Annotated in this window: 11 protein-coding genes; 5 read left to right on the top strand and 6 right to left on the bottom strand. The window is 71.9% G+C overall.

Going from position 1 to position 12182, the window contains the following annotated elements:
* Positions 1-210 precede the first annotated feature (210 nt).
* A complete protein-coding gene (locus tag OG379_RS10065; RefSeq protein ID WP_405661334.1) occupies positions 211-576 on the bottom strand; it encodes a nuclear transport factor 2 family protein in 366 nt (121 codons plus the stop codon).
* Between the two features lie 34 nt (positions 577-610).
* Here OG379_RS10065 and OG379_RS10060 point away from each other — a divergent pair, with 34 nt between their 5' ends.
* Positions 611-1252, top strand: a complete 642-nt coding sequence (locus OG379_RS10060; RefSeq protein ID WP_393755400.1) for a uridine kinase — start codon at positions 611-613, stop codon at positions 1250-1252.
* A gap of 12 nt (positions 1253-1264) precedes the next feature.
* On the opposite strand, the gene OG379_RS10055 is transcribed toward OG379_RS10060, so the two are convergent.
* From OG379_RS10055 to OG379_RS10035, 5 genes are all read right to left on the bottom strand, one after another.
* A complete protein-coding gene (locus OG379_RS10055; protein WP_405661331.1) occupies positions 1265-2179 on the bottom strand; it encodes a carbohydrate kinase family protein in 915 nt (304 codons plus the stop codon).
* Positions 2176-3129 (bottom strand): pseudouridine-5'-phosphate glycosidase, encoded by a 954-nt coding sequence (locus OG379_RS10050; RefSeq protein ID WP_405661328.1) that lies wholly within the window; start codon positions 3127-3129, stop codon positions 2176-2178. Before OG379_RS10050 ends, OG379_RS10055 begins: the two co-directional genes overlap by 4 nt.
* 64 nt (positions 3130-3193) lie before the next feature.
* On the bottom strand, positions 3194-4471 hold the full coding sequence (locus OG379_RS10045; protein WP_405668467.1) for an MFS transporter: 1278 nt from the start codon (positions 4469-4471) through the stop codon (positions 3194-3196).
* Positions 4472-4622: 151 nt separating this feature from the next.
* Positions 4623-5168 (bottom strand): methylated-DNA--[protein]-cysteine S-methyltransferase, encoded by a 546-nt coding sequence (locus tag OG379_RS10040; protein ID WP_405661326.1) that lies wholly within the window; start codon positions 5166-5168, stop codon positions 4623-4625.
* 48 nt (positions 5169-5216) lie between these two features.
* Positions 5217-6089, bottom strand: a complete 873-nt coding sequence (locus OG379_RS10035; protein WP_405661323.1) for a glycerophosphodiester phosphodiesterase — start codon at positions 6087-6089, stop codon at positions 5217-5219.
* A 215-nt stretch (positions 6090-6304) separates the two neighbouring features.
* Here OG379_RS10035 and OG379_RS10030 point away from each other — a divergent pair, with 215 nt between their 5' ends.
* The 4 genes from OG379_RS10030 to OG379_RS10015 all read left to right on the top strand — a co-directional run bounded on the left by OG379_RS10030 (position 6305) and on the right by OG379_RS10015 (position 12094).
* Positions 6305-7177: an MHYT domain-containing protein gene (locus OG379_RS10030; RefSeq protein ID WP_405661320.1), complete on the top strand. Its 873-nt coding sequence runs from the start codon at positions 6305-6307 to the stop codon at positions 7175-7177.
* A gap of 39 nt (positions 7178-7216) precedes the next feature.
* The gene (gene uvrB / locus OG379_RS10025) at positions 7217-9337 is read left to right on the top strand and encodes an excinuclease ABC subunit UvrB (RefSeq protein ID WP_393755383.1); all 2121 of its coding nucleotides are present in this window, start codon (positions 7217-7219) and stop codon (positions 9335-9337) included.
* 131 nt (positions 9338-9468) lie between these two features.
* Entirely contained in the window at positions 9469-10047 is a 579-nt protein-coding gene (locus tag OG379_RS10020; protein WP_104789925.1) for a TerD family protein, read from the top strand.
* A 121-nt stretch (positions 10048-10168) separates the two neighbouring features.
* Positions 10169-12094, top strand: a complete 1926-nt coding sequence (locus OG379_RS10015; protein ID WP_405661317.1) for a TerD family protein — start codon at positions 10169-10171, stop codon at positions 12092-12094.
* Positions 12095-12182: the final 88 nt, after the last annotated feature.

Raw genomic sequence — 12182 nt, 5'->3', positions numbered from 1 at the left:
TGAACGACGGGCCCGTCGGTGTCGCCTCGACCGAGCAGCCGCGGAGGGCCCACGTCGGCGTTCCGGACCCGACGACGGCGATCAGCTGTCCGCGACTCCCCGAGGGCAGTGACTCTCCGAGGACGCCGACGCGGTGGACTGCCCGGCCGGATGAGAGCGCCGGGGGAGCCCGCCCCGCAGCGGATCTCCCCGCACGCCCCGAGCCGTCCGTCAGACGGCGGCCGTCTCCCCGTACGCTCCGAAACCGGAGACGACGAGCCCGTCCCGGAAGGTCAGCACCTCGTACACCCGGCCACCGATCTGGTTGCGGTAGTCGATCACCAGCGCGTCGACGCCGGCGCGCACGTCCATCACCTCGAACTCCAGGTCGGGGATTTTCTCCAGCCCGGCGGCCCAGTACGCGCGCAGCGCCGCCTTGCCCTGCAGCGTCCCGGCCGGGGAGCCCGTCAGCCGGGCGATCATCGGTGAGCTGAAGGTCACGTCCTCGTCGTAGTGGGCGAGGATGCGGTCCAGATCGTGGGAGTTCCAGTCGTCCTGCCACCGGGACGCGAACCGACGGGCGTATGCGAGATCCATACGGATGATGATGCGACAGGGCGATGATGGATGCGTGCACTTTGAACCCATCACCTGGGAACGGCTGGCCCGCGCCCTCGCCGCCCATGCCGACGGACTCGAACCGGCCGACGGCGGGTCCTGGCTGAGGATCGGCGTCGACGGCGCTCCCGCCGCCCGCCCCGAGGAAGCCGCCGCCCACCTCGCCGAGGCACTGCGGGCCCGCGGGCGCCCGGTGCTCACCGTCTCCACGGGTGGCTTCCTGCGCCCGGCCAGCCTGCGCTACGAATACGGCAAGGAGGACCCGGACTCCTACGCCGACAGCTGGTTCGACACCGGGGCGCTGTGGCGCGAGGTGTTCCGCCCGCTCGAGGCGGGCGGCAGCGGACGGGTCCTGCCCGATCTCTGGAACCCCGCGACGGACCGGGCGACCCGCAGTCCGTACCAGGTGCTGCCCGAGGGCGGGGTACTGATCCTGCACGGGCCGCTGCTCCTCGGGCACTGGTTCCCGTTCGACCTCGGAGTGCATCTGAGCCTCTCGCCGGGAGCACTGCGACGGCGTACGCGGGAGAGCGAGCGGTGGACGCTGCCCGCCTTCGCGCGGTACGAGGACGAGGTCGCCCCGGCCGACCGCGCGGACGCCGTCGTACGCGCCGACGACCCGCGCCACCCCGCCTGGACGGGCCTCGGCGGTTGAAGCGAGGGGTCGTCACGCCGGGCGGCCCCCGACCGTCGCGACCGCTTCGGCCCCTGCCCGGCAGCCCGCCGCGGCCGCCGAGACCTCGTCCGCACCGGCGATGAGGGCCGCGAGGAAGCCGCCGGTGAACGCGTCCCCCGCGCCTGTCGAGTCGACCGGGGCGCCGGCCTCCCCGGCGGGCACACGCGCGGTCACCGTGCCGTCGGCCGCCAGCAGCACGCCCCGGTCCCCGAGAGTGACGGCGACCCGGCCCACATGACGGCTCAGCTTGGCCGCGGCGTCCGAGGGATCCGGCAGCCCCGTCAGCTCGCGTGCCTCGTCCGCGTTGGGCAGCAGCAGATCGACCCCCTCGACCAGGTCCAGGAACGTGGCGGCGCCCAGTGCGGCGAGGAATCCGGCCGAAGCCGGATCCACGCTCACCGGGACACCCCGCAGCCGGGCTTCCCGCAGCGCCAGTGCCGCCGTCGCCCGGCTCGTCGGCCCGAAGAGGAGATATCCGGACAGATGGAGCCGGGCGGCACCGTCCAGCAGCGAAGGAGACCAGTCGCCGGGCGAGAGTCGCAGGACCGCCCCGCTGTCGGTGAGGAAGGTGCGTTCGGCCGAGGAGTCGACCAGGGCCACCACCGTGCCGGTCGCGGCGTCCTCGTCCACGCACAGCAGGGGGCGCACCCCGGCCCGACGCAGCGCGTCCCGGTGCCAGGCCGCGGATTCCGTCCCGGCCCGGGCGAGCAGCCGGACGTCCCGGCACCCCGAACGTACCGCCCAGCAGGCCACGTTGGCCCCCGCACCGCCCGGCAGGGTGGAGATCCGCGCGGGCGTGTCCGTGCCGTGCAGCGGTGCGGAGGTGTGCCGTACGACCACGTCGGTGACCACCTCCCCGACCACGAGCAGACCGCCCCCGCCCACCGAGAGGCCGGGCCCGCTCACCGGCCGGCCGCGGCCACGGCGATCCGCGCGGCGAGCCGGACGTTTCCGCGTACGGCGGCGAGATTGGCCTCCAGGGACGCCCCGCCGGTCTCTCGCATCAGATACTCCAGCAGGAACGGGGTGACCGCCTGCCCCGTGACGCCCTGCGTCCGGCAGGCGACCAGGGCCCCGGCGAGCACCCGGTCGTGCACCTCCGGATCCAACTGCTCCTCCTCCGGGACGGGGTTGGCGACGATCAGCGCCGCGGGCGGGCCGCCCAGCTGCTTCCCGGCCCGCATCACCTGCGCGACGTCCTCGGGCGTACGGACGGTCCAGTCGACCCGCTCCCCGGAGCTGCTCAGGTAGAAGCCGGGGAAATACTCCGTCCCGTAGCCCAGCACACCGACACCGAGGGTCTCCAGGCGCTGCAGTGTCGCGGGTACGTCCAGGATCGACTTCACGCCCGCGCACACCACCGTGATCCCGGTCCGGGCGAGCAGCCGGAGGTCCGCGGACTCGTCCTGCGTCTGTGTCCACTCGCGGTGTACGCCGCCGAGCCCGCCGGTCGCGAAGACGCTCAGACCGGCCCGCGCCGCGAGGAAGGCGGTGGCGGACACGGTGGTGGCGCCGCTCGCGCCGAGGGCCAGCGCGGGCGCGAGGTCACGGTGGCCCAGCTTGCGTACGTCCGGGTCCCCGGCGACCCGCTCCAACTGGGGTCCGTCCAGACCCACATGCGCACGGCCGTCCAGCACGGCGACTGTGGCGGGGACGGCGCCGGCCTTCCGCGCAAGCTCCTCCAGTTCCTGGGCGACGTCGAGATTGCGGGGGCGCGGCAGCCCGTGCGCGATGATCGTCGACTCCAGGGCGATCACGGGGCGTTGCTCTTCCAGGGCCTCCCGCACCTCTTCGGAGAGTACGGGGGTGCTGCGGCCGGGGTCCTGCGACAGGGGTGCCGATGGATTCTGAGGCATGCACCATCTCTGTCGCGGGCCCGGGTGCCGCAAACCCGCCACGACCCGGCTGTCGAGCGGGTGGTCAGGCCTTCGCGGAATCCGGGGCCGGCCGGGCGGTCGCCCGGCGCAACGCGAGCGCGGCCATCGGCAGGAGGAGGCAGGCGGCGACCGCGTTCAGCCAGCCGTAGCCCAGCCGGGAGACGATCACTCCGGCGACGGCGCCGCCGATGCCGGCCGCCGTGTTCATCGTGAGGTCGGAGAGTCCTTGCACGGCGGCCCGTGCCGGCTGCGGTACGGAGTCGGTGAGCAGAGCCGAGCCCGCTACCAGGCCCGCCGACCAGCCGAGCCCCAGGACGAACAGGCCCGCGGCCGTCCGGATGTGTCCGTCACCCGACGTACCGGCCAACACCGCCGCGCAGCAGAGCAGTCCGGCGGCCAGCCCGATGACGGAGAGCCGGCCGACCCGGTCGGAGAGCCAGCCCATGACGGGGGACAGTGCGTACATGCCGGCGATGTGTCCGCTGATGACCAGGCCGATCAGCTGGATGTCCGCGCCGTGGTGCCCCAGATGGACAGGGGTCATGACCATGATGGAGACCATCACGGTGTGGGACACGGCGACCGTCACGAGTGCCATCCGGGCCATCGGGGCCGCCCGCACCGCCGCCATCCCCGCCCGCAGCGATCGGCCCGCCGCGTCGGCCGTGTCCTCGGAGGCGAGCGCCCGCGCGGTCAGCAGCGGGTCGGGGCGCAGCAGCACGGCGACCACGGCCCCGGTGAGCAGGAAGATGACGGCGGCCCAGGCGAACGGGCCCGCCGTCTCGGGCACGAAGGTGCCCCGGAACACCCGGCTCGCAGGAGCGGCGATGTTCGGGCCGAGCACCGAACCGATCGTGGTGGCCCAGATGACGGTGGAGATCGCCCGGCCGCGCCGCTCCGGCTCCGCGAGGTCGGCCGCCGCGAACCGCGCCTGGAGATTGGCCGACGAGCCGGCACCGAAACCGGCCATGCCGAGCAGCAGCAGCGGAAAGCTGCCCACGACGGCGGCGGTCACCACGAGGAAGGCCCCGAACGCCCCGATCAGGTAGGCCGAGACGAGCCCGGCGCGCCTGCCCCGCGAGGTCATCAGAGCGGCCAGCGGCAGTGACAGCAGTGCGGTGCCCGTCACGGAGGCGGTCGGCGCGAGCCCCGACAGGGCTTCGGAACCACTCACCTCGGCCGCCAGGACGGGGGCGAGCGCGATACCGACGGCCACGCCGAGGCCGCCGAGTATCTGGCTGCCGACGAGTACGGCGGATATCCGGCGCCGCAGGGCCGGCAGCTCGGCGGCTGTGATCCGGGATGCGGGGAGAGCTGTCATCACCGCGGCAGTGTGCCAGCTCGTCCCTCCGTGCGACATCGCGTGACGGACACGGTCGCTACGAAGCGACGGAGTACGGCACGACGCGGTGATGTGCCCTTCGACGAAAGGACGAGCGGTGATCGTCTCTTCGGCGCCGGACGGACGGCGTTCAGAACAGCGGCTGCGGGAGTATGCCCTCCAGAGCCAGCAGCTGCCGCTTCGTCTCCAGCCCGCCGCCGAACCCGCCGAGCCCGCCGCCGCTCTCCACCACCCGGTGGCACGGGACCACGACCGGCAGCGGGTTGGAGCCCATGGCCGCCCCCACGGCCTGGGCGGCGCCCGGCTGGCCGACCCGGCTCGCCAGCTCGCCGTAGCCCACGACCGTCCCGTAGGGCACACCGGAGGCCAGCTCGGTGAGCACCTCGCGGTGGAAGCCGGAGCTCAGCGACCAGTCCAGGGCGAGCGAGAAGTCCCGCAGCCCTCCGGCGAAATACGCGGCGAGCTGGCGCACCGGCTCGGCCAGCAGCGCGGAGTCCGGAGCTTCCACGGGCTCCGCGCCCAGCCGTGTCCGCAGCCGCTCCAGCACCTTGTCCCGGACCGCCGGGCGCGCGTGGAAGACCACGGTGACCAGGCCGGAGCGGGTCGCGGCCAGCAGGAGCGGGCCGATGTCGCTCGGCACGACGGACCACTCGACGATCTGCTCGCTGCTCTCCATGCGACCCACCGTACGGCCGGCCACTGACAGTGCCGTCCCGTCAGCCGCTCAGCGGGTGGCGTCCCTGACGACGTCGGGGTTGTTGGTGATGATGCCGTCCACGCCGAAGTCGGCCACCTCGGCAGCCTTCGCCGCGTCGTTCACCGTCCAGGTGTTGACCTGGAGAGGCTTGCCATGGGCGCCCTTCAGCTTCTGCACCGCGGCGACGTAGTCGGCGCCGATCGTCGTGTACGACGGATTGATCTGGTCGGTGAACGCCGCGTACGACGGCAGATCGGCCACCGCCGGAGTGCCCAGGAAGCCCGTGACGACGTCCGGCCGCTGAACATGAACAGTTTTCACACTCTCTGCACCGAAGCTCTGGATGATCAGTTTGTGCTTGACGTGGGCACGGTCGAGCCATCCCTCCTTGCGCAGGACCCGCAGGGTCTCCTTCTCGATCCCCGGGTAGATCTCCGGGCTCTTGATCTCCAGGAGCAGCTTCTGGCGGTTGCGCTCGAGACGGTGCAGGTACTGGCTGAGCGTCGGCACCCGGGCGCCCGCGAAGCCGGCGCCGAACCAGCTGCCGGCGTCCAGCTTCGCGATTTCCGCCGCGGTGAAGTCCTTGACCGCCCAGGGCGCGCGGTCGGGGAAGACCTCCTCGGCGTCGGTGGTCCTGTTCAGGGTGGTGTCGTGCACGACGACCAGCACGCCGTCCTTGGTGAGCTGGACGTCGTTCTCCACCCACGCGATGCCCAGGTCGTCCGCCGCGTCCACGGCGGCCAGGGTGTTCTCCGGGGCGTAGGCGGAAGCGCCCCGGTGGGCGTAGACGACCGGGCTGTCCTGCGCGCCCGAGGCCTGGGCCTGGGTGGCGGGCAGCAGGACGCAGGCGCCGAGCATGACGGCGGCGGCTCCGGAAGCGGTTGCTGTGCGTACGGACACGTGGACTCCTCGCGTCGAGATGCGTTCAGGCAGAGACTCGCATCAGATCCCCAACGGAGGGGAGGAGGATGATGGCCATGTTGTGAACGGAAGGGTGGGCGCCGAGTCCTCGGAGGGCCCGGAGGCGGATAAAATGCCGCTCTTATGTTTGCTTGCCGGGCCTCGCCCTTTAGGGTCACCCCCGAACCCGGGCACACCGCGAAGGGCGTACCAGCATGCAGGGCACAGTTGACGGATTCACCTACGGACTCGTGACACCCGTCACGGCGTTCCTCATGGCATGCCTCGGTGCCGCGCTCGGTCTTCGGTGCACCACGCGGTCCCTGCGCACCCGCGGGGCGTCCAGAGCCGGCTGGCTGGCACTCGGCGCCACCTCCATCGGGTCCGGCATCTGGACGATGCACTTCATCGCGATGCTCGGCTTCACCGTCCAGGAAGCGCCGGTGAGCTACGACAGGCCCCTCACCTACGCCAGTCTCGCCGTGGGCGTCGGGATGGTCGGGGTCGGCATCTTCCTGGTCGGCTACCGGGGCGCCACCCGGATGGCGCTGGTCACGGGCGGGACGATCACCGGCCTCGGGGTCGCCTCCATGCACTACCTCGGCATGGCCGGAATGAACTTCGAGGGTCTGTTCGAATACGACACCCTCACCGTCGCGCTTTCCGTCGTCATCGCGGTGGTGGCCGCGACCGCCGCGCTCTGGGCGGCTGTCTCCATCCATGGCTTCCTCCCCAGCCTGGGCGCCAGCGTGGTCATGGGCGTGGCCGTGAGCGGGATGCACTACACGGGGATGGCCGCGCTCCAGGTGCACCTGCATCCCGACGCCGTACCGGCACCGCCGGGCGAGGCGCCCACCTCGCTGCTCCTGCCCATGATGATCGGACCGGGCTGCTTCCTCCTGCTCGCCGCCGTCGTCGTGATGATCGACCCGCTGGTGGTGTCCGGCGGCCCCGCAGAAGCCCGGCGACCGCCGGGACAGGCCGCACGGGGCGGGGGAACGGTGACCTCGATCCCGGCCCAGCGACGGCACACGCCGCCCTACGCGTCCGCCGCCCGCAAGGCGTCCCGGCAGCCGTGGAACCGCTGATCCCCGGCCGTTGTCAGTGGGGGGTCGTACGGTGGTTGCATGCGGCCAGTCTCGAAGATCGAACGTTCGGTGGCGCCTTTCGAGGTCGTCAGTCCCTACCAGCCCAGCGGTGACCAGCCGGCGGCGATCGCCGAGCTGGACCGGCGTGTCCGCGCAGGTGAGAAGGACGTCGTCCTGCTCGGCGCGACCGGCACGGGCAAGTCGGCGACGACCGCCTGGATGATCGAGAAGCTTCAGCGCCCCACTCTGGTGATGGCACCGAACAAGACGCTGGCCGCCCAGCTGGCCAACGAGTTCCGCGAGCTCCTCCCGAACAACGCCGTGGAGTACTTCGTCTCGTACTACGACTACTACCAGCCCGAGGCGTACGTCCCGCAGTCGGACACCTACATCGAGAAGGACTCCTCGATCAACGAGGAGGTCGAGCGTCTGCGCCACTCCGCCACGAATTCGCTGCTCACCCGGCGCGACGTCGTCGTGGTCGCCTCCGTCTCCTGCATCTACGGCCTGGGCACCCCGCAGGAGTACGTGGACCGGATGGTCCAGCTCAAGGTCGGCGACGAGATCGACCGTGACCAGCTGCTGCGCCGCTTCGTCGAGATCCAGTACACGCGCAACGACCTCGCGTTCACCCGCGGCACCTTCCGCGTCCGCGGCGACACCATCGAGATCTTCCCGGTGTACGAGGAGCTCGCCGTCCGCATCGAGATGTTCGGCGACGAGATCGAGGCACTCTCGACCCTCCACCCCCTGACCGGCGAGGTCATCAGCGAGGACGCCTCGCTCCACGTCTTCCCCGCCAGCCACTACGTGGCGGGCCCCGAGCGCATGGAGAAGGCGGTCAGCGGCATCGAGCAGGAGCTGGAGGTCCGCCTCGCCGAGCTGGAGAAGCAGGGCAAGATGCTGGAGGCCCAGCGGCTGCGCATGCGCACCACGTACGACATCGAGATGCTCCGGCAGATCGGCACCTGCTCCGGTGTCGAGAACTACTCGATGCACTTCGACGGCCGCTCTCCCGGCACCGCCCCCAACACCCTCCTCGACTACTTCCCCGAGGACTTCCTCCTCGTCCTGGACGAGTCGCACGTCACCGTGCCGCAGATCGGCGCGATGTACGAGGGCGACGCCTCCCGTAAGCGGACCCTCGTCGACCACGGCTTCCGGCTGCCCTCCGCCCTGGACAACCGTCCGCTGAAGTGGGAGGAGTTCCTGGGCCGTATCGACCAGACGGTCTACCTCTCCGCCACCCCCGGGAAGTACGAGATGTCCCGGGGCGACGGCTTCGTCGAGCAGATCATCCGGCCCACCGGGCTCGTCGACCCGGAGGTCGTCGTCAAGCCCACCGAGGGCCAGATCGACGACCTGGTCCACGAGATCCGCATGCGGACCGAGAAGGACGAGCGCGTCCTGGTCACCACCCTCACCAAGAAGATGTCCGAGGACCTCACGGACTACTTCCTGGAGCTGGGCATCCAGGTCCGCTACCTCCACAGCGACGTCGACACGCTGCGCCGGATCGAGCTGCTGCGCGAGCTGCGCTCCGGTGAGTACGACGTCCTGGTCGGCATCAACCTCCTGCGTGAGGGCCTCGACCTGCCCGAGGTGTCGCTCGTGGCCATCCTCGACGCCGACAAGCAGGGCTTCCTGCGCTCCGGCACGTCCCTGATCCAGACCATCGGCCGTGCCGCCCGTAACGTCTCGGGGCAGGTCCATATGTACGCCGACAAGGTCACCCCGGCGATGGCGCAGGCCATCGACGAGACCAACCGCCGCCGCGAGAAGCAGATCGCCTACAACACCGAGCGTGGGGTCGACCCGCAGCCGCTCCGCAAGAAGATCAACGACATCGTCGCGTCCATCGCCCGCGAGGAGGTCGACACCGAGCAGCTCCTCGGCACCGGCTACCGCCAGGCCAAGGACACCAAGGCCCCCGTCCCCTCGCTGGGCGGCAAGGCGGCCGCCGGGGGCAGGGCGAAGAAGGACGGCGCGGTGGTCACCGACCGGCCCGCCACCGAGCTCGCGGGGATCATCGAGGAGATGACGGACCGCATGCGTGCGGCCGCCGCCGACCTGCAGTTCGAGGTGGCCGCACGGCTGCGTGACGAGGTGGGGGAGCTGAAGAAGGAGCTGCGTCAGATGAGGGAGGCGGGGCTGGCCTGACCCCGTGGGGCCCGCAGTGTTGCAGGACCGACACAAAAACGGCCCGCGACTCTTCCCGCCTGCGGGGACTGCGTAGGGTGCTCGGAAACCGCACACCGACGGTTGCGGGGCAAGCGGAGAGGGGACAGCGCGTGACGGTCAACATGACCAAGGGCCAGGCCATCAGCCTGCAGAAGAGCGACGGGGGGACCCTGACCGCGGTACGGATGGGGCTCGGCTGGCAGGCGGCCCCGCGCCGAGGGCTGTTCGGCTCGCGTACCCGTGAGATCGACCTGGACGCCTCGGCGGTGCTCTTCGCCGACAAGCAGCCCGTGGACGTCGTGTTCTTCCGCCACCTCGTCAGCGACGACGGTTCGGTCAAGCACACCGGCGACAACCTGGTCGGCGGAGCCGGCTCGGGCGGCGACGACGAGGCGATCCTCGTCGACCTGCAGCGGGTCCCGGTCCACATCGACCAGATCGTCTTCACGGTGAACTCGTTCACCGGCCAGACGTTCCAGGAGGTGCAGAACGCCTTCTGCCGCATCGTCGACGAGACCAACGGCCAGGAGCTCGCCCGCTACACGCTGGACGGCGGCGGCCAGTACACGGCACAGATCATGGCGAAGGTGCACCGCGCGGGCAGCGGATGGCAGATGACCGCCCTCGGCAACCCGGCCAACGGCCGCACGTTCCAGGACCTGATGCCGGCGATCCTGCCGCACCTGTAGACGCGGCAGGGCACGGGCGGCACCCGGCCCGCCGATCCGTACGAGCAGCTCCCGGAGGCACCCGCCGCCGGGAGCTGCGCCCATGGCAGGGCACCACACCGAACGTCGAGGGGACAGGGCGATGACGGCCGAGCTGGTCCGGGGGCAGAACCACACCTTGCCCCAGACCCGTCTGGAGATCAGGGTGTCGGCGGGCTCACCCGTCGTGGCCGGGGCCACGCTCGGGGACGAGCGGGGCACCGTCCGGGGCGCCGAGTGGATCGCCCACCCCGCGTCGCACCGGGTACCCGGACTCGAGGTGTCCCGGCAGGCGGCGGCCGACCACCGGCTGGCCGTGGACCTGGATGCCCTGCCCGACTCGGTGCACCGCGTCACCGTGCTCCTCGCCCTGCCCCTCGGAGCCGGGCGGCCGGGCAGATTCGGTGCGGTGGCCGCCCCCTTCGTCGCCGTCACCGGACTCGACGGCACCGAGATCGCCACGTTCACCCTCACCGGCCTGGACACCGAGTCCGCCGTGTCGGCACTGGAGCTCTACCGCCGCCAGGGGGTCTGGAAGGTCCGCGCCGTCGGCCAGGGCTATGCCGCGGGGCTCGCCGAGATGCTCGCCGACCAGGGGGTGGCCGAGGCGGCGGAGCTGGCCGCCTCCATCCAGGAGGCGGTCGCCTCCGGGCTCGCCCGCTCCGTGCCCCCGCCGCCCCGTGCCCCCGAAGGCGAGCGCGTACGCCACCCGGCGGGCCCCGCGACCACCGGGGGCGGCGGCAGGCCGCCCGCCTCGGCGCGGATCCCCGAGCCGTCGGCAGAGCCCGCGCCCCCGCACACAGACGCACCCGGCGGTCCCGTCAACTACGCGCACCCGCGGCGACAGACCTCGGCGCCGCCCCCGCCGCCCCCGCCCGCCGCCCCGGGACAGCCCGCGCAGCCCGTCGCCGGCGACGCCACCGGCTGGTCCATGGACGAGCGTCTCTACAACCAGATCTGGGGCATGTTCGAGGACCTGGCCCGCGCCGTCGCCGCCTACCGGAGCGCCGTCGACTTCGCCGAGTCCCGGATGGACCAGGAGCTCGACCGGACGCTCTCCGACCCGCGCAGCCGCATCGGCGGTGCCGGCGACCGGGCCCGCGAGGAGGCCCGGGCCAAGCACGACGAACTCACCGGCCGGGCGCGCGAGGCGCTCGAGCGCGATCTCGCCCAGCTCGCCGCCGAGTCCGCCGTCGTCGAACCGGCCCTCCCCGCCGCCTACGCGGGCTGGGGCAATCCCGTCTGGCACGGCTACCGCGTCCCGATGGAGATCCCGATGGCCCTTCGCATCGGCGACCTCCATCTGCCCGAGGGCATCGGCCTGCGCATCCCGCTGCTGGTGCGGCTGCCACTGGAGCGCGGGATCTGGGTCGACAGCGGCCGTACGGCCTCCGAGGCGGCTGCCGCGACGACCGGGGACCAACTGCGCACCCTGGCCATGGAGACCGCGGTCGCCCTGGCCGCGCGGCTGCTCGCCGTCTACCCGGCGGACGAATTCTCCGTACACGTGATCGACCCTGCCGGTTCCGCCGTGGGCCCGCTCTCCCCTCTGGTCGCCTCCGGGGTTCTCGCCGGGCCGCCCGCAGCGGGAGCGGAAGGCGTGTCCTCGGTCCTCGCCCACCTCACCCGGCGCGTCGATCTGGTGCAGATGGCGATCAGGGCAGGCGCGGCGGACGCGCTGCCCCCGGACCTCGACACGGGGGAGCACCTGCTGATCGTCAACGACTTCCCGCACGGCTTCGACGACAGGGCCGTCACCCAGCTGCGCTATCTGGCCGACGAGGGGCCTTCGGTGGGCGTGCACCTGCTGATGGTGGCCGACCGCGAGGACGCCCGCGCCTACGGCCCGGTGCTCGACCCGCTGTGGCGTTCCCTGCTGAGGATCACCCCCGTGGCCGACGACCACCTCGCCGACCCCTGGGTGGGCCACGCGTGGACGTACGAGCCGCTGAGGGCGCCGCAGGGCAGCCGTGTACTGGAACAGGTGCTCGCGCTGGTGGCCGCGGCGCGGCGAAGCGGTCACCGCTGAGCCGCGGATGACGGTAGGTCAATTCCCGGCACATAGCCTCTGACCTGGCGTTTTGATCGCCACTTGGCACGGACTTTACCGTTTCTTG

The sequence above is a fragment of the Streptomyces sp. NBC_01166 genome, assembly GCF_045039765.1.
In the GTDB taxonomy this organism is placed as follows: Bacteria; Actinomycetota; Actinomycetes; order Streptomycetales; family Streptomycetaceae; genus Streptomyces.
The sequence above is the reverse complement of the archived record's forward strand: the minus strand, read 5'-3'. Positions and strand labels throughout refer to the sequence as shown.